Raw genomic sequence first — 17,085 nt, 5'->3', positions numbered from 1 at the left:
CGAAGTCGGTGTCGGTCGCATCCGGCACCACCACCAACAGCCAACTGGAATCTCACCACCCAGTTTTCAAAATAAAACGAGAAGCTTTAATTTCGTCAAAGGTTCTATCAACCATTGTTTGAGGAGACGTGTCAGTGAAGAAGCATCTTTTGTCGGTAGCAATCCTTGGCACATTTGCCGGCGCGGCTTATGCGCAAAGCAGTGTGACGTTATATGGCCTCGTCGACGCTGGCGTGAACTACATCAACAACGACAATGGAAAGTCCAACTGGACGATGACATTGGGTTTACTTCAGGGCAATCGTTTCGGATTGAAGGGCGCCGAGGATCTCGGCGGAGGAACGAAGGCAATCTTCCAGTTGGAGAATGGGTTCACCGGCGGTGGCGCACTGGCCCAGGGTGGCCGTTTGTTCGGACGCCAAGCGTGGGTGGGCGTCACCAACGACAGGTACGGCGCGATCACAATGGGACGCCAATACGATTCCGTCGTCGACTACGTTCAACCGCTCAGCGGCATTGTGTACACGGGCCTCGCTCATCCGTTCGACAACGACAACCTCGACAACTCTTTCCGAGTCAACAACTCCGTCAAGTTCACCAGCGCCAACTATGGCGGGTTCAAGTTCGGCGGCATGTATGCGTTCAGCAACACCAGTTCTACAGACACGGGCTCCGGCTTTGCCACCAACCGTCTGTGGAGCGCCGGTGCGAGCTATACGCAAGGTCAGGTGTCACTGGGCGCCGGCTACCTGCATCTGAATGCCCCGAACGCCAATACAACCGGTGCGATCTCCGGCGACTACATTAATGTCACGACTACGTCGCCGCTGCATGCAGCCGGTCTCGCATCTGCCGTGATTCGTGAAGACATTGCGGCGGCCGCCGCAACCTGGCAGCTGGCTGCGGTAAAGCTCGGCTTCCTGTATAGCCACTCGAAATATACTTCGGTGAACGACTCGTTGAAGTTCGACAACTATGGAATGTCTGCCAATTGGCAAATAACCCCTTTCGCCTACCTCTCGGGCAACTACACGTATACCGACGGCAAGCAGGACTCCAAGGGACTTAAGCCGAAATACCATCAGGTTGAACTCATCGGCGACTACTTCCTGTCCAAACGCACCGACGTTTATTTGCTTGGTGCGTTTCAGCGTGCGGCCGGAGACGCGACAGTAGCATCGATTGCCCCCGACACTTATGGTGCCGGCGGCTCATCGGCTCCGGACGCATCGACAAGCAGGAGCCAAGTACTGGTCCGGCTCGGCATGCGTCACAAGTTCTGATAGACGCACTGTGCAGCGTGACGAACCGCCCCCTCGCCGGGGGCGAATCAGACCATCAGGTGCTAATTGTCCCGCTCAGATCGGTGGCGATTCCGGCTCCGCCGAAAAATGATGCTGGCGGATGCGCCACTCGCCATCCTGTAACGCGATCACGAGAGTCGTGCGCAAGCGGGATCGCGACATCCGGCCGCCGCTGAGCGTGAATGAGAATTCGCCGTAGCCTTGCGCGAGAAAGCACTGAGTTCCGAGTCTGACGATCTGCTGTTCCACCAACTCCAGCGTCGCAGAGTCGATCACACCCTCATACGAAGCGAAGTACTCGCGAATCGCACCGGTTCCGACGGATTGGCCCGGTCTTCCGCCAAAGAAAAGCGCATCGGCAGTGTAGACGGCTGCCAGCGCGTCCGCATTCCAGTGTCGCGCGCCCGCATTCCACGCGGCCTGGACAATCGCTAAAGCCGGACTGGCGGCTTCGAATGTTCCATTCACGATGGTCTTCTCCTCTCTACGATAAATGGCGCTTGCGCGGGTAGCACGGCAGTTTGCGGTTACACCAGGCACCGCCCCTTCGCGCACAAATCAGTGATATGCATCATACCGCGATCTACCGGTTGTTAGGCTAGCAAACAGATTCCTTATGTCAGACGTGAACTCAACAGCGCACCAAAGCGGCACGGCCCCTGTTTCAAAGCATGGAACGATTGGTTCGGCGGGATTGTCCTCGTGCGCCCAACGGACTTACAAAAAGTGATACCGGCTTTTTTCCAATGAAGCAGCACATTTCGAGGGGCAACGGATGTCGAAAGTAATTCCCGCCGCCGGCGGCACAACGCTGCAACGCTACGACCAACTCTATATAGGCGGAGAATGGCTAACCCCCATCGACGGCGAACTCATCGAGAGCATCGATCCCGCAACCGGCAGGCCGTGGGCAATCGTGCCAATGGGTGGCACACAGGACATTGATCGCGCGGTGGCCGCCGCCCGCCAGGCTTTCAACGGCCCTTGGCGCAGGATGCCAGGTCACGAGCGGGCGACGCTGCTGCGTCGCTTCGCAGATCTGTTCCTTGCGGCAATCCCAGAACTTGCCGTGCTCGAGTCGCGAGATAACGGCGGCCTGGTTCGGGAACATCGTGTCAGCCTTGCCGCGCAGGCCCAGTGGTATCAGTGGTTCGCCTCGCTCGCTGACAAAGCGCAAGGCCGTACGATTCCGATCGACGATTCCGTGCACGCGTTCACGTCTCGCATGCCTGTCGGCGTCGTCGGCGCGGTCGTGCCGTGGAACGCGCCACTGCTTGCCACTTGCCTGAAGATCGGCGCGGCCCTTGCGGCCGGCTGCACAGTCGTCGTCAAGCCGGCCGAGCAAACGCCGGTCACCGCACTCGAGCTTGCGCGACTTATGCACAAGGCGGGGATTCCGCCTGGCGTGTTCAACGTGGTGCCCGGTTATGGGCGCACAGCGGGCGCTCACCTTGTCAAGCATCCCGATGTCAACAAAATCTCGTTCACCGGCGAAGGCAGCACTGCAAAACAGATGCTGCGCGACGGAGCCGACAACTTGAAGCGCTTCACGTTCGAGCTCGGCGGCAAGGCGCCGCACATCATCTTCGCCGATGCCGACATCGACAATGCGATCAACGCCGCGACGGCATCCGCCTGGCGGCTGTGCGGCCAAAGCTGTGCGCTCGGCTCTCGCGTGCTGGTGGAGCGGCCGATCTACGAGCACGTCGTCGATGCTTTCCGCGCGCGCGCCAAGTGCGTGCGCGTCGGCATGCCCTTCGACGACACGAATCATATGGGTCCGCAGGCGCACGAAGCGCAACTGATGAAAACGCTTTCGTATGTCGAGGCCGGACGGCAGGACGGTGCAGAACTCGTGGCCGGTGGGCACCGCATCGTGACGCGCGGGCTCGAAGAGGGCTACTTCGTTGAGCCGACGGTATTCGCAGGTGTGAATAACACGATGCGCATTGCGCGCGAGGAAATCTTCGGGCCTATCGCTTCGCTGATCCCGTTCGACGGTGAGGACGAGGCGCTAGCGATTGCAAACGATACGCCGTACGGCCTGACTGCGGGCCTATGGACACGCGACGTCGGACGCGCTCACCGCGTGTCGAGCCGTATCGAAGCCGGAATGGTATGGGTCAACACCTATTCATTTCTGCGTTGGTCGACGCCTTACGGCGGCTTCAAGGCGAGTGGATGGGGCCGGGAGAACGGTATCGACGCACTCGATCCCTACCTCGAGGACCGCACGACAGTGATTAGTACAACAGGACAGTTTCCGAACCTGTACGCGACCTGAAATGGTCCGACGGCCAAGATATTGTTAAGCTGAGTTTACATGTGTAGTAGCGCACCAGAGCTTGTCGATTGCCAAAGCAGTTCCTACCATATTTGAACCTGATCAACACGCTAACCGATGATCCTTCGCGAGTCGTCGAGTGTCCCGCGCGACACCGGCCAACGAGCGACTTGTAATACGCGACGATCCACTTTCCCTGCAATCCAGGAGGTCCCCATGCAGAAAGTCAATTTCAAGAACCTCAACGGTCAAGGCATCACCATGGCCGCTGTGATCAACTTCCCTGCTGACTTCGATCAGGGCAAGAAGTACGCAGCCATCGTCGTATCCCACCCGGGCGGCGGTGTGAAGGAGCAGACCGCTGGCGTGTACGCCAGGAAGCTGGCGGAACAAGGTTTCGTCACCATAGCGTTCGACCGCTCCTATCAGGGCGAGAGTGCGGGCGAGCCCCGCCAATTGGAGAATCCCTACGTCAGCACCGAGGACGTGAGTGCAGTCATCGACTACCTGACCACACTGCCTTATGTCGACCAAGGCAACATCGGTGCGATGGGAATTTGTGCAGGTGCTGGCTATAGCGCCAACGCCGCGATCAGCGACCGCCGCATCAAGGCGCTGGGCACCGTAAGCGCTGTGAACATCGGCCAGATGTTTCGCAACGGCTGGGAAAACACCGTCAAGGACGCCGACGCCGTCGGGCTACTGGCAGCGGGTTCCCAGGCGCGTACCCACGATGCGGGCCAGGTCGACCTTGTCACGATCCCGCTCGCACCGCTGAAGAAAGAAGACGCTCCCAATCCCGAGCTGGCCGAAGCGTGGGAGTACTACCACACCCCTCGCTGCGAGCACCCGAACGCCCCTGGCTTCACATTGGCCCGCAACCTGACCCAGATCATCTCTTACGACGCCTATAGCAAGGCCGAAGCATTCCTGACCCAGCCGATCCTGGCCGTGGCAGGCAGCGTAGCCGGCAGCAAGTGGATGAGCGACGACCTGCTGGCCCGCGCAGCCAGTCAGGACAAGCAGATGCACATCGTCGAGGGGGCAAACCACATGTCGCTATACGACGTGCCGAAGTATGTGGAGGAAGCCGTGTCCGTGCTCGCACCGTTTTTCCGGCGCACGTTGAAGTGAGTCTGCAAGAGATCATGGGCTGCACCCAAGTCACCATCTGAACTGATCGGAGTATTAAATGAGCAGGAGCAATATCAAGAGCGTTACCTACCCGAACCTGGGCTGGGATACGGCTGCTGACATCTATTTCCCACCCGGCTTTGACCAGAACAGGAAGTACCCCGCCATTGTCAGCACGCACCCGATCGGTAGCTGCAAGGAGCAAACGGCGGGCAACATCTATGCGAAGGGACTGGCGGAGGAAGGTTTTGTCGTGCTGGTACATGACGCGAGCTTCCAGGGTGCGAGCGGCGGCACGCCTCGCTTCATCGAGGATCCATCGATTCGCGTGTCGGATATCCGCTTCGCGATCGACTACCTGCAGTCTCTGCCTTATGTCGATGCCAGCCGCATCGGTGCCATCGGCGTGTGCGGTGGCGGCGCCTACACCGTTCATGCCGGTATCACCGATCACCGTATCAAGGCTCTGGTATCGATCACCGGCGTGAACTACGGTCGACTGATCCGCGAAGGCTTCGCCAACTTCAAGCCGCACGAATTCATCGAAAACATGGCCGCGATGCGTACCGCAGAAGCCCAAGGCGGCGAACGTCATGTGGCCAACCTGTTGCCCGATTCCGTGGAAGCGGGAAAGAAGGCCGGCATTGACGACATCGACGTGCTCGAAGCCACCGAATACTACAAGACCGCTCGCGGTCAACAGCCCAACGGCGCCACCAGCCAGTTGATGTCGTTCAGCAGCGCCGCGATGGGCTGGGACGCCTTCCTGAATGCGGAGGTGCTGTTGACGCAGCCGCTTCTGGTCGTCATCGGCGACAAGCCGGGTGGGTTTGGCGCCTATCGCGACGGCTGGGAGATTTACGGACGCGCCGCCTCGAAGAACAAGCAGATCGTTGTGGCCGAGGGCTGGTCGCACTACGATTTGTACGACAAACCGGAACCCGTAGGAATAGCCATGGCGAAAGTCGTGCCGTTCTTCAAGGAGACCCTGTAACGCCAGGTGCCCCACCGTCATTCACTCAGCGGGCGTGGCAAACGCCCGTTTTTTTCGTACGAAAGAATCGCTCATGAAACCACTACTTTGCGCTAGAACCGCCATCACCAACGGCGTCTACGGTGGCTTGGGCCACGCTCTTGCCAAAACATCACAACCATTGTGAAAGGAGTAGTTTTTGTGAAAAATGTCCTTATTCTGGGTGCTAACGGCCAGATTTCCCAATGGGCGATCAAGGGACTCGCGACCGACAAAGGCGTCAGTCAGACCCTGCTCGTACGTAACCCCAAAAAACTTGGGGATACGCCCTCGAATGCCAAGGTCATCATCGGCAACGTGCTCGACAAGACGCTGTTGCTGCGCGCCGTGCAAGGGCAACACATCGTCTATGCCAACCTCACGGGTGAGGATCTGGACGTACAGGCCAAGAGCGTGATCGCTGCCATGAAGGCCGCGGGTGTCAAACGCCTCGTTTTCGTCCTCTCGCTCGGCATCTATGACGAGGTGCCAGGCAAGTTCGGCGATTGGAACAACGCCATCATCGGTGAAGATCTCAAACCTTTCCGCCGCGCTGCGGATGCGATCGAGGCGTCTGATCTTCAGTACACCATCCTGCGCCCGGCCTGGTTAATGGACGAGGACGAGGTCGATTACGAACTCACTCTCAAAAGCGAACCCTTCAAGGGCACCATCGTTTCGCGCAAAAGTGTGAGCGACCTGATTCTCAAGATCATCGCGTCGCCGGAGCTTCACGCCGGAGAGAACCTGGGCATCAACAAACCGAACAGCGATGGCAACAAACCGTACTTCATGTAACGAGGTCAGCAGATGACCTTGCAGGATCTGGACGGCGAAATCGCGGTTATCACCGTCAACGATCTCAAGATGCGTCCCAGTCTGCAACTCACGCTCCAGGCAAGACAGCCGCGCCCTGGCACTTCATGAACGCTTCGTGAGAGAACCAATGTCCGCTGTCCAATGGCTATGTGCCGCAGTGGTTCTGGTGCTGCTGGGCGCCTTCAGTGTGTTGCTGTCAGTTACCTGGATCGAAAGCCGTCAAGCTCATCAACCGGCGAAAAGGCAGTTTCAGACTCCCGTCACCGATGCGCCTACATCTCGCACGGTCGTGGTTTATTTTTCTCGCTCCGGCAACACCGCGCTCGCCGCAAGCCATGTGGCGAGGCGACTCGGCGCCAGGCTCTTCACGCTGCAGGCGACCGACTATCGGCTAGGTCTCTTCGGCCTGATCCGTGCACTGCGCCACGCTTCCGTGATCAAACGCGAACCCGCGGCCCTACCGGACATTACGCCGAGCACCATCGACCTGACGCCGTTTCGCGCTGTCTGGCTGGGCTCCCCAGTCTGGCTGTACAGCCCTGCACCGCCGATCTGGGCCTTCGTCGAGCACAACCGATTCGACGGCCAGCACGTCGTGCTGTTCAACACGTACAACAGCCATTTCGGCGATGACCAGATTGCTGCTTTCAAGGCCAAGGTGATGGCTCGCGGCGCTGCCTCGTTCGAACACCGTCACGTACTGCGTGGGCGCATGACGCGACAATTGGCACCCGACGAAATGCTCCGCGCTATCGACGACCAATGGTCGGTCTCCAGCGAATCCAAGTAATGCACTTTACGTCTGACGAGCCGGCAAGGCAGCGTTGCGAAAGACATCCGCAGAGTCTGTAAATCAATGCTTAACACTGAAGTCAGTTTTAGGCCATATATTCGAATCAATTTCGTGCCTATCATCGCTACAGATCACTTCACTGCCACACACCACAGGAGTTAGCCATCATGCAGAAAGTCAACTTCAAGAACCTGAACGGCCAAGGCGTCACCCTTGCCGCAGTGATTCACGTCCCGGCAGGTTTCGACCAAAGCACCAAGTACGCGGCCGTGGTGGTCGCCCACCCTGGCGGCGGCGTGAAGGAGCAGACGGCAGGGCTGTATGCGAAGAAACTTGCCGAGAACGGTCTCGTAGCAATCGCGTTCGATGCATCGTATCAAGGCGAAAGCACGGGCGAGCCGCGCCAGCTCGAAAATCCTTACATCCGCACCGAGGACGTCAGCGCCGTGGTGGACTACCTGACCACGCTTCCGTATGTCGATGCCGACCGTATCGGCGCGATGGGCATCTGCGCGGGTGGTGGCTATGCGGCCAACGCAGCAATCAACGATCGACGCATCAAGGCGCTCGGCACGGTCAGCGCCGTCAACATCGGTTCGATGTTCCGCAACGGCTGGGAAAATACCGTAAAGGATGCCGATGCGATCCCGTTCGTCGCGCACGGCTCGCAGGCTCGCACAAACGACGCGTCCGGCGCGCAGTTGGCCACGTTGCCGCTGGCTCCGATGCGCAAGGAAGACGCGCCGAACAAGGAACTGGAAGAAGCATGGGAGTACTACCATACGCCGCGCTGCGAACACTCCAACGCTCCGGGCTTCATGACCGCCCGCAGCCTCAACCAGATCATCACTTACGACGCGTATAACAAGGCGGAAGCTTTCCTCACGCAGCCGCTGCAGATCGTGGCTGGCAGCGTCGCGGGCAGCAAGTGGATGAGTGACGACCTGTTCGCACGCGCCGCCAGCGCCGACAAGCGCTTGCACGTGGTCGAGGGCGCGAATCACATGTCGCTTTACGACGTCCCTCAGTTCGTCGACGAAGCCGTCTCCGTGCTTGCGCCGTTCTTCCAGACCAAACTGTAAAACACTCATCCGTTCAGTTCGTGCGACGGAGCACTCGCGGACAGAGTGAACAACGGACGGATCGCTTCCCCGAGGCGATCCGTTCAAGTGCATTGGTGTCGGTGTGCAAAAACTCGACCCAGGGCGCGACTGCGGGACAGTCGCAACGACGAGCGGCTGTGACTGCACCCAGAACGGGCGCCTCGCCCTTGCGATTGATTTCCGTCCCTCGGCCGTCGCGGACGGCATGACTCCCCTTTGAACTTCAAGCGGCACCGGCGCCCCGATGCCGCTGCCTGCCATGCGCTACACCGACTTCGAACCCGAGGCCGGCGTCCCATCGATTATCCGCATCCGCCTCCACATTGGTATAAACCCCAATGCCGGTCTCGCCATTTGAGCACTAATCTAACTATCAGTTGTTAGGTTAATGCCTGGCGATAAATCAGATGCCCCCCTCAACAGGTCAAGACAGTCATGACGATGCAGATGAAACCCATACGTTCCTTCCTCTTTGTTCCAGGCAACAAGCCGACCTGGATCGAAAAGTCCATCCAATCCAAGGCCGACGCTCTGATCCTGGATCTCGAGGACAGCGTGCCGCCCGCGCAAAAGGTCGAGGCGCGTGAGATCGTCAAGTCCAAGCTGGCCTGGCTGGCCGAGCAAAAGCAGCGTGTCTGGGTGCGTATCAATCGCAGCGCGCATCTGTACGACTTCGACGACATCCTCGCCATCGTCAACCCGGTGGTGGAAGGTATCGTGATTTCCAAGCCCTGCGGCCCGGAAGACATCCACACCGTCTCGTCGATGCTGGCCGAAGCCGAATACCGCGCAGGCGTCCAGGTCGGACATACCAAAGTGATCCCGCTACTCGAGACAGCTCGCTCGCTGGAACTGGCCTACGAAATCGCGCAGCACGAGCGCGTGCCGGCGATCGTCGGGGCTACGGCGAAGAATGCCGACGTCGCGCGTGCGCTGAAGACCGTCTGGTCGCTCGAAGGCCGCGAAACCCAGTACCTGAAGTCGCGCATCGTGATGGCCGCGCGCGCCGCTGGCAAGCTGCCGATCGGCGGTGTCTGGCAGCAGGTGCACGACCTCGAAGGACTCAAGGTGTCGTCTGCGAACGACCGCCAGCTTGGCATGAGCGGAGAACTCGTGCTGCACCCTTCGAACGTCGAGATCGTCAATAGGACCTACAGCCCGACCGAAGAGGAGGTGGCCTTCTATCAGGGCATGATCGACGCACTGGACACGGCTCAGGCGGAAGGTCGCGCATCGTGCATCTATGACGGCGAGCACATCGATATTGCTCACGCGAAAACGGCCCGCGAAATCATCGAGCTCGCACAGTCGTTCAACAACTGATCGCCGACACGAACAATCCAGGAGACAGAGAAATGGCAGGCCTTTACTTCGAAGAATTCAAGCCCGGCATGGTGATCGAACATGCGATCCGCCGGACCGTAACCGAGACCGACAACATTCTGTTTTCGGCCATGACATACAACTGCGCACCCCTGCATATCGACGCCGAATACAGCAAAAACACGATGTACGGCCAGCGCCTCGTGAACAGCATGTTCCTGCTTGCGCTGGTGGCCGGTATCACTGTGTACGAGACCACGCTGGGCACGACGCTGGGCAATCTTGGCTTTGGCGAAATCGCTTTCCCCAAGCCCACCTTTCACGGCGACACGATCCGTGTCGAGACCGAGATCCTCGAGACGCGCCTGTCCAAAAGCCGGAAAGACTCGGGCATCGTCACCTTCAGGCATGTTGCCAGGAATCAGCGCGACGAGATCGTGTGCACCGCTGTGCGCACGGGTCTGATGATGCTGCGCCCCGCCGTCAACGCTTGATTTCGTCCCTGCAGGAGATCTGAGAATGGACTACCAACTTAGTGCCGACCAGCAGGCGATTGTCGATGCTGCGCAAAAAATCTGCACGGACTTTCCGCTCGAGTATTGGCGTAAAAAGGACAAGAACCACGAGTTCCCCCACGAATTCTTTGAAGCTGTTGCGAGCGGTGGATGGCTAGGTATCTGCATGCCGGAGGACGTGGGCGGCGCGAACCTGGGCGTGACGGAAGCCGCACTGTTCATGCGCACAGTCGCAGAATGCGGCGGCCAGGCAGCAGCGTCGACCATCCACATGAATATCTTCGGCTTGCAGCCGGTCGTGCACTTCGGCACGGAAGCGCAGAAGAAAGCGTGGCTGCCGCCCTTCGCCCGCGGCGAGCATAAGGCATGTTTCGCGGTCACCGAACCGGACACGGGTCTGGACACGACAAAGCTGAAGGTGTTGGCGAAGAAGCAGCCCGACGGCAACTATCTGATCTCGGGCAAGAAGGTCTTCATCTCGACCGCGCAGGTCGCGGACCACATGCTGATTCTCGCGCGCACCACGCCGATCGAAGAGGTCAAGAAGCACAGCGAAGGGCTAAGCCTGTTCTACACCAAGCTCGATCGCAAGTATGTCGACATCCGCGAAATCGACAAGCTCGGCCGCGCAGCAGTCGACACCAACGAACTCTTCATCGACGACCTGCCGGTATCGAAGGACGCGCTGATCGGCGAAGAAGGCAAGGGCCTAAGCTACATATTCCACGGCATGAACGCCGAGCGCGTGCTGGTTGCCGTCGAACAGGTCGGCATCGGTCGTGCGGTGCTCAACCTCGCTACGCAGTATGCAAAGGAGCGCGTTGTGTTCGGCCGTCCGATCGGCCAGAACCAGGGCGTGCAACATCCGCTGGCACGCAACTGGGCGGAGCTGGAAGCGGCAAACCATATGATCTTTGCTGCCGCGGACCTTTACGACAGGGGGCTTGCTTGCGGCTCGGAAGCGAACGCGGCCAAGCTGCTGGCCTCCGAAGCATGCATGAATGCCTGCCAGACCTCGATCCTCACGCACGGCGGCTTCGGGTACGCGAAGGAGTATCACGTCGAACGTTTCATGCGTGAAGCGTGGATCGGCTACATTGCCCCTGTCACCCCGCAACTCATTCTGTCAAACATCGCTGAACGCAAGCTCGGATTGCCGAAATCCTACTGATCGCGGCAATTCTGTGGTGCTTGCCGGTCCGGGAAGCATCCGGAATCAAACAGAAATAAAGGGTTGTTTGCAGCAGTGCCCGGCGCATGCGAGCCAAGCATCGGCCGCACACAAGTTTTAGGAGACAAGCATGTCAGCTTCAAGACCCTTGGAAGGTATTCGTGTTCTCGATTTGACCGTGGCGCTGGCGGGCCCCTACGGATCGCTGTTGCTGGGTGGCATGGGCGCTGAAGTCATTCGTGTCGAATCGCCAGGCGGGGGCGACATTGCCCGCAACAATCCTCCTTACGTCGGCAAGAACGGCGTGCACTTCGGCGTCAAGGGCGATGACGAGGTATCGCTGACCGTCCTCAACCGCGCGCGCAACAAGAAAAGCATTACGCTCGACCTGAAGTCCGAACAAGGCAAAGCCTTATTCATGGAACTGGTCAAGCAATCCGACGTCATCATCGAAAACACCAGCGAAGGCGTCACGGCACGACTTGGCGTGGACTACGAGAGCGTGCGCAAAGTCAATCCGAAGATCGTCTATGCATCGATCAAGGCGTTTGGCGAACCGAGTCCGTACAAGAACCTGAAAGGCATGGACATCATCGTTCAGGCGTTGTCGGGAATCATGGACGTGACCGGATTCGCGGACGGCCCGCCGACGCGCTCGGGCCTGCCGATTGCCGACTTGATCGCACCGCTATACGCCGTCAACGGCATTCTGGCTGCCTTGATTCATCGCGGCCGGACCGGCGAAGGCCAGTGTGTGCAGGTATCGATGCTCGATTGCCTCTCCTCGCTGGTGGCCGAGGAGCATTTCGACGTGTTCCTCAAGCATGGTTACTCGAAGCGCTCGGGCAATTTCCAGGATCGTCTGGTGCCCTTCGGCGTATATGGCACGCGCGACGGCTACGTGGCGATGGTGGCGTTTCAGCCCGACTGGTTCCAGAGCCTGATGGAGGCCGTGGGTAAGCCCGAGATGGCCACGGATCCGCGCTATGCAACGCGCGGCCCGCGCATGAAGTACGCGACCGAGATCAACGCGATCATCGAAGAATGGACGCGCCAGCACAACACGGAAGAAGTCGTCAGCGAATTGCAGATCCGGCGCGGCATCCCCGCGGCCCCGGTACGCTCGCCGCTCGACGTGCTCAAGGATCCGGTGCTGCGGGAACGCGGTGCCGTAGTAAGGCTGGAGCACCCTGACCTTACCGACGTCGACGCAATGGGAATGGGGCTGCCGATCAAGCTCTCCAGGACGCCGGTGCAGTTTGACCAGCCTGCGCAGGAGCTCGGTGCCGCCAACGACGAGATCTACAGAGGGCTGCTCAAGCTGCCCGAGGATCGCTTGCAACAATTGCGCGACCAGGGAGTGATCTGACCATGTCCGCTGCATCATCCCGTTGCGGCCCGCTTGTGGGCATCAAGATTGTCGAGATCGCGGGCATCGGACCCGGGCCGCTGGCTGCCATGTTCCTGGCCGATCTGGGCGCAACCGTCATCCGTGTGGACCGGAAAGAACCTTCTGGGCTTGGTGCCCCGCGCCCCGTGGAATTCGATCTCGGACTGCGTAATCGCAAGTCGATCCGCGTCGATCTGAAAGATCCCGCCGCCGTCGAGATGGTCCTGCAATTGATCGCCCAGGCCGACGGGCTGATCGAAGGTTTTCGCCCTGGCGTGATGGAGCGCCTGGGTCTGGGACCCGACACATGCCTCGCGCGCAATCCGCGACTCGTCTATGGCCGCGTAACCGGGTGGGGACAGGATGGGCCCCTGTCGCAGGTGGCCGGGCACGACCTGAACTACATTTCCATCACCGGCGCTCTGCATGCAATGGGCCGTGCAGGACAGGCCCCGACGCCGCCGCTCAATGTCCTGGGTGACTACGCCGGCGGCTCGCTGTATCTGGCCTTCGGACTGCTCGCGGGCATTCTCGAAGCGCGCGGTTCCGGTAAGGGCCAGGTAGTGGATGCCGCAATGGTGGACGGAGTGGCCTCCATCATGACGGTGACGATGGGCTTGCATGCGGCCGGCATGCTCGACAAGGAGCGCGGCACCAATCTGCTCGACACCGGTGCGCCGTTCTATGACGTTTACGCGTGCGCCGATGGCAAATACATCAGCGTCGGCCCCATCGAGGGAAAGTTCTACCGGCTGCTACTCGAGAAACTCCAATTGCAAGACCATCCGCTGCTGCAGGCACAAATGGACCGCGCGCAATGGCGCGAGGCCAAGCAGATACTCGCCGCCAGATTCAAGGAACGTACGCGCGACGAATGGGCACAACTGCTCGGCCACCTCGACGTGTGCGTGGCGCCTGTACTGGATTTCGACGAAGCACCGAGCCATCCGCACGTCAAGGCACGCGGCACGTTCGTCGATCTGAACGGAGTGACACACCCGGCGCCCGGCCCGCGCTTTTCACGCACGCCTGCTGCACGGCCCGAGGCACCTGTGGCACCAACGACTGACAACGCCATCGCTGCATTGCAAGACTGGCTTTCCGACGCGCACATCGAAGCCTATCGCACGCAGGGCACTTTCATCTAAGGATGGCGGACGTGCAACGGCCGTCGGCGGATTCGCGGGCGTATTACCGATCACAGTTTTTCCCTCGTGGCCTTCGTGTTCCCGCAGAGCACGGACCGAGGAACAGGCAAGGACTCTACTGACATGACATTGCATTCTCCCGAACTCGCAGCGCTAGATCGCCTGACGAGCGGTCGCTCCACCTGCCGCGCCTACCAGCACAAGGCGCTGGACATCAAATTGATCCGCAGCATCATCGGCATGGCAGGCCGCTCGGCTTCGTGGTGCAACGTGCAACCGTGGCAATTGGTCATCACCGAGACCCTGGAGAGCACTGAGCGCTTCCGTGAGGCACTGATGCAGCGGATCAAGGTTCATCCAGAGAACGAATCGGACCTGCCCTTCCCGCCGAGCTATGACGGCATTTATGGCGAGCGTCGGCGCGGCGCCGGTATCGCGCTGTATTCGTCGCTGGGGATCGGCCCGAAGGATACCGAGCGCAGTGCCCAGCAAGCATTCCGCAATTTCCGCATGTTCGACGCGCCGCATGTGGCGATTGTCACGGTACCGGTGGAGTTGGGTCCGTATGCACTGGTGGACGCGGGCGGTTTCATCTCATCCTTCCTGCTCGCGGCCTATGCCCACGGCGTGGCCACCACGCCGCAGGGAGCGCTGGCCCGCCACGCGCATTTCGTGCGGGAGTATTTCGACATTCCCGACACGCAGCACATGATTTGCGCCATCTCGTTCGGTTACGCGGAAAACGAGCACCCGGTCAACCGGTTCCGCACCACGCGTGCCGGCGTTGACGATCTGACGCGTTTTGCCTGAACCTAGGCGCATTGCCGGGTCGCGAAGCTGGAGCGGCTAAAGCCCGTCTCCGGCACGCTAGCCAAGCCAGCGTGCATCGGGCCAATTACCCTGTTCGAACGTCGCCTTCACACAGTCGAGAAGCACGCCGACCACGCAGCGCACCGGGGCCGTTGCCTGCCGGCTGCTGGGTGCCGCCAGTACGATCGTGCGTTTGAGCCCGGGAGAGGCCAGCGGAGCCGCGCTCAGAGTGCCCCGCTCCACTTCCTGAGTCACGCCTACGGCAGGCAGAATGGTCCAGCCGTAACCTTGCGCGACCAGTTCCTTCTGCACGCTCAGTGCGTTGGTTTCGGCGAAGACCTGCAACGTCACGCCTGCCTCAGCAGCGGCGTGCTCGATCGCTGCACGCAGGCCTTGGGGTGCGGAAGGCAAGATGAATGGCTCATTCGCGACGCGCGAGAGTGCGAGCGGCCGTTTGCGCGACAGCCCGGCGGATGGCGCAGCCACGACCCACAGACTCTCTTCGATCAACGCCTTGACATGCAGCGCGGGCGTCTCCTTCTGCCCGTATAACAGAGCGGCATCCACATCCCCGGCTTCGAGCCAATCCTGCAGATGCCCCGCGTATCCGATCGTGAGTCGCAGCCGGATGTGCGGGTAACGCCGCGCCACCTCGCCCGCGAGCAGCGTGGCCAACAGGTCCGATGTGCTGGCCAGCAGGCCGATGCTCACAATGCCTGCTACGGGCCCTTCGGTCGGCTGAATCTCCGCCTTGGCACGCGCCACTTCGTTGAGGATGCGGTGCGCATATTCAAGCATGGTCTTGCCCGACGAGGTGAGTTGCATCCCGTGACGGCTGCGATCGAACAACTCCGTTCCCATGTCCTCCTCGAGAAGGCGCAACTGGCGCGAAACCGCGGGCTGCACGAGATTCAACAGGCTGGAGGCACGAGTGACATTGCCAGTTTCGGCCACGGTGACAAAGGCGCGCAGTTGCTTGAGATCCATCGCAGATACCTCGATATCGAAAACTGATGCTTCGATCAAAAAATTCTACTTTTTAACAAATCCATCAAAACTTATTATGACCATAACCCATGCCAATGACGAGACAAGATTTATGAGCGCCTCCATTTTTTCCGCCCCCGACCAGTACCAGGAAATCCGCGATGCGGTGCGCGGACTGTGCAATCAATTTCCGGCCGAATATCACCGCAAGATCGACGAGGCCCGCGGTTACCCCGAGGAATTCGTCACCGCCCTCACCCAGGCCGGCTGGCTGGCCGCACTGATTCCGCAGGACTACGGTGGTCCCGGTTTGTCGATGGCTGAGGCGTCGGTCATCATGGAAGAGATCAACCGCTCCGGTGGCAATTCAGGCGCCTGCCACGGGCAGATGTATGTGATGAACACCATCGTGTTCAGCGGCACCGAAGCGCAGAAACAACGCTATCTGCCTCGTATCGCGTCGGGTGAACTGCGCGTGCAATCGATGGGCGTGACCGAGCCCACTACGGGCAGCGATACGACGAAGCTCAAGACCACGGCAGTGAAGAAAGACGGCCGCTGGATCATCAACGGCCAGAAGGTCTGGATCTCGCGGGTTCAGCACAGCGACCTGCTGGTCCTGCTCGCGCGCACCACGCCGCTGGATCAAGTGCAGAAGAAGAGCGACGGGCTCTCGTGCTTTATCGTCGAACTGGACAAGGCCATCGGTAACGGCCTCACGGTGCGCCCCATCCTCAACATGGTCAACCACGAGACCAACGAGCTGTTCTTCGACAACCTGGAGCTTCCGGAAGACGCGCTGCTGGGCACTGAGGGCAAGGGGCTGAAAGTCATCTTTGATGGGCTGAACGCCGAGCGTACGCTGATCGCCGCCGAGTGTATCGGCGACGGCTACTGGTTCCTGGAAAAGGCCCGCGACTACGCGAGCGAGCGCAAGGTCTTCGGCCGCCCGATCGGCCAAAACCAGGGTATCCAGTTCCCGCTAGCCGAATCGTTCATCGAGCTGGAAGCCGCGAACCTGATGCGCTGGCGCGCCTGCGAAAAGATCGATGCCCGCCAGAACGCAGGCGTCGAAGCCAACATGGCCAAGTACCTCGCTGCGAAGGCAAGCTGGGAAGCCGCCAACGCCTGTCTGCAGACGCACGGCGGCTTCGGCTTTGCCTGCGAATACGACGTGGAACGCAAATTCCGCGAAACGCGCCTGTACCAGGTCGCACCGATCTCCACCAATATGATTCTGGGACATGTGGCCGAACACGTGCTGCAGCTTCCCCGTTCCTACTAACTCAGCA

16 protein-coding genes are annotated in these 17,085 nt (G+C 60.0%); 14 read left to right on the top strand and 2 right to left on the bottom strand.

What is annotated here, in order from left to right; genetic code table 11:
- Positions 1–134 precede the first annotated feature (134 nt).
- Positions 135–1,283 carry a porin gene (locus tag ACFSNN_RS37995; protein WP_134458570.1) on the top strand — a complete coding sequence of 383 codons (1,149 nt, stop codon included), beginning with the start codon at positions 135–137 and terminating at the stop codon, positions 1,281–1,283.
- A gap of 75 nt (positions 1,284–1,358) precedes the next feature.
- Here ACFSNN_RS37995 and ACFSNN_RS37990 read toward each other — a convergent pair whose 3' ends face one another.
- Positions 1,359–1,772 (bottom strand): YybH family protein, encoded by a 414-nt coding sequence (locus ACFSNN_RS37990; protein ID WP_134458568.1) that lies wholly within the window; start codon positions 1,770–1,772, stop codon positions 1,359–1,361.
- Positions 1,773–2,079: 307 nt separating this feature from the next.
- On the opposite strand from ACFSNN_RS37990, the gene ACFSNN_RS37985 reads away from it, so the two are divergent.
- From ACFSNN_RS37985 to ACFSNN_RS37930, 12 genes are all read left to right on the top strand, one after another.
- Positions 2,080–3,588 carry an aldehyde dehydrogenase gene (locus ACFSNN_RS37985; protein WP_134458566.1) on the top strand — a complete coding sequence of 503 codons (1,509 nt, stop codon included), beginning with the start codon at positions 2,080–2,082 and terminating at the stop codon, positions 3,586–3,588.
- A 216-nt stretch (positions 3,589–3,804) separates the two neighbouring features.
- On the top strand, positions 3,805–4,722 hold the full coding sequence (locus tag ACFSNN_RS37980) for an alpha/beta hydrolase (RefSeq protein ID WP_134458564.1): 918 nt from the start codon (positions 3,805–3,807) through the stop codon (positions 4,720–4,722).
- A 58-nt stretch (positions 4,723–4,780) separates the two neighbouring features.
- Positions 4,781–5,716, top strand: a complete 936-nt coding sequence (locus tag ACFSNN_RS37975) for an alpha/beta hydrolase (RefSeq protein ID WP_134458562.1) — start codon at positions 4,781–4,783, stop codon at positions 5,714–5,716.
- Positions 5,717–5,896: 180 nt separating this feature from the next.
- Entirely contained in the window at positions 5,897–6,532 is a 636-nt protein-coding gene (locus ACFSNN_RS37970; protein ID WP_134458560.1) for an SDR family oxidoreductase, read from the top strand.
- A 148-nt stretch (positions 6,533–6,680) separates the two neighbouring features.
- On the top strand, positions 6,681–7,343 hold the full coding sequence (locus ACFSNN_RS37965) for a flavodoxin family protein (protein WP_134458558.1): 663 nt from the start codon (positions 6,681–6,683) through the stop codon (positions 7,341–7,343).
- Positions 7,344–7,513: 170 nt separating this feature from the next.
- Entirely contained in the window at positions 7,514–8,428 is a 915-nt protein-coding gene (locus ACFSNN_RS37960) for an alpha/beta hydrolase (RefSeq protein WP_134458556.1), read from the top strand.
- 456 nt (positions 8,429–8,884) lie between these two features.
- Positions 8,885–9,772 carry an HpcH/HpaI aldolase/citrate lyase family protein gene (locus ACFSNN_RS37955; RefSeq protein ID WP_134458554.1) on the top strand — a complete coding sequence of 296 codons (888 nt, stop codon included), beginning with the start codon at positions 8,885–8,887 and terminating at the stop codon, positions 9,770–9,772.
- A gap of 32 nt (positions 9,773–9,804) precedes the next feature.
- Positions 9,805–10,266, top strand: a complete 462-nt coding sequence (locus ACFSNN_RS37950; RefSeq protein ID WP_134458552.1) for a MaoC family dehydratase — start codon at positions 9,805–9,807, stop codon at positions 10,264–10,266.
- A gap of 25 nt (positions 10,267–10,291) precedes the next feature.
- Positions 10,292–11,458 carry an acyl-CoA dehydrogenase family protein gene (locus ACFSNN_RS37945; RefSeq protein ID WP_134458550.1) on the top strand — a complete coding sequence of 389 codons (1,167 nt, stop codon included), beginning with the start codon at positions 10,292–10,294 and terminating at the stop codon, positions 11,456–11,458.
- Between the two features lie 130 nt (positions 11,459–11,588).
- Positions 11,589–12,827 (top strand): CaiB/BaiF CoA transferase family protein, encoded by a 1,239-nt coding sequence (locus tag ACFSNN_RS37940; protein WP_134458548.1) that lies wholly within the window; start codon positions 11,589–11,591, stop codon positions 12,825–12,827.
- A 2-nt stretch (positions 12,828–12,829) separates the two neighbouring features.
- Positions 12,830–13,996 carry a CaiB/BaiF CoA transferase family protein gene (locus ACFSNN_RS37935; protein WP_134458546.1) on the top strand — a complete coding sequence of 389 codons (1,167 nt, stop codon included), beginning with the start codon at positions 12,830–12,832 and terminating at the stop codon, positions 13,994–13,996.
- 66 nt (positions 13,997–14,062) lie between these two features.
- On the top strand, positions 14,063–14,806 hold the full coding sequence (locus ACFSNN_RS37930) for a nitroreductase family protein (RefSeq protein ID WP_244322828.1): 744 nt from the start codon (positions 14,063–14,065) through the stop codon (positions 14,804–14,806).
- A gap of 57 nt (positions 14,807–14,863) precedes the next feature.
- On the opposite strand, the gene ACFSNN_RS37925 is transcribed toward ACFSNN_RS37930, so the two are convergent.
- A complete protein-coding gene (locus ACFSNN_RS37925; RefSeq protein WP_134458544.1) occupies positions 14,864–15,793 on the bottom strand; it encodes a LysR family transcriptional regulator in 930 nt (309 codons plus the stop codon).
- Positions 15,794–15,905: 112 nt separating this feature from the next.
- Between ACFSNN_RS37925 and ACFSNN_RS37920 the strand changes: the two genes are divergently transcribed.
- The gene (locus tag ACFSNN_RS37920; RefSeq protein ID WP_134459158.1) at positions 15,906–17,078 is read left to right on the top strand and encodes an acyl-CoA dehydrogenase family protein; all 1,173 of its coding nucleotides are present in this window, start codon (positions 15,906–15,908) and stop codon (positions 17,076–17,078) included.
- Positions 17,079–17,085: the final 7 nt, after the last annotated feature.

This window comes from Paraburkholderia dipogonis, assembly GCF_042680985.1.
In the GTDB taxonomy this organism is placed as follows: domain Bacteria; phylum Pseudomonadota; class Gammaproteobacteria; order Burkholderiales; family Burkholderiaceae; genus Paraburkholderia; species Paraburkholderia phytofirmans.
This window is presented reverse-complemented; position numbering and strand designations above follow the sequence as displayed.

Bases quoted from the DNA above. Each gene is read 5' to 3' on its own strand.
- ACFSNN_RS37925 (WP_134458544.1), bottom strand. From the start codon at position 15,793: ATGGATCTCAAGCAACTGCGCGCCTTTGTCACCGTGGCCGAAACTGGC.
- ACFSNN_RS37980 (WP_134458564.1), top strand. From the start codon at position 3,805: ATGCAGAAAGTCAATTTCAAGAACCTCAACGGTCAAGGCATCACCATG.
- ACFSNN_RS37965 (WP_134458558.1), top strand. From the start codon at position 6,681: ATGTCCGCTGTCCAATGGCTATGTGCCGCAGTGGTTCTGGTGCTGCTG.
- ACFSNN_RS37920 (WP_134459158.1), top strand. From the start codon at position 15,906: ATGAGCGCCTCCATTTTTTCCGCCCCCGACCAGTACCAGGAAATCCGC.
- ACFSNN_RS37935 (WP_134458546.1), top strand. From the start codon at position 12,830: ATGTCCGCTGCATCATCCCGTTGCGGCCCGCTTGTGGGCATCAAGATT.
- ACFSNN_RS37940 (WP_134458548.1), top strand. From the start codon at position 11,589: ATGTCAGCTTCAAGACCCTTGGAAGGTATTCGTGTTCTCGATTTGACC.
- ACFSNN_RS37945 (WP_134458550.1), top strand. From the start codon at position 10,292: ATGGACTACCAACTTAGTGCCGACCAGCAGGCGATTGTCGATGCTGCG.
- ACFSNN_RS37985 (WP_134458566.1), top strand. From the start codon at position 2,080: ATGTCGAAAGTAATTCCCGCCGCCGGCGGCACAACGCTGCAACGCTAC.
- ACFSNN_RS37975 (WP_134458562.1), top strand. From the start codon at position 4,781: ATGAGCAGGAGCAATATCAAGAGCGTTACCTACCCGAACCTGGGCTGG.
- ACFSNN_RS37960 (WP_134458556.1), top strand. From the start codon at position 7,514: ATGCAGAAAGTCAACTTCAAGAACCTGAACGGCCAAGGCGTCACCCTT.
- ACFSNN_RS37950 (WP_134458552.1), top strand. From the start codon at position 9,805: ATGGCAGGCCTTTACTTCGAAGAATTCAAGCCCGGCATGGTGATCGAA.
- ACFSNN_RS37955 (WP_134458554.1), top strand. From the start codon at position 8,885: ATGACGATGCAGATGAAACCCATACGTTCCTTCCTCTTTGTTCCAGGC.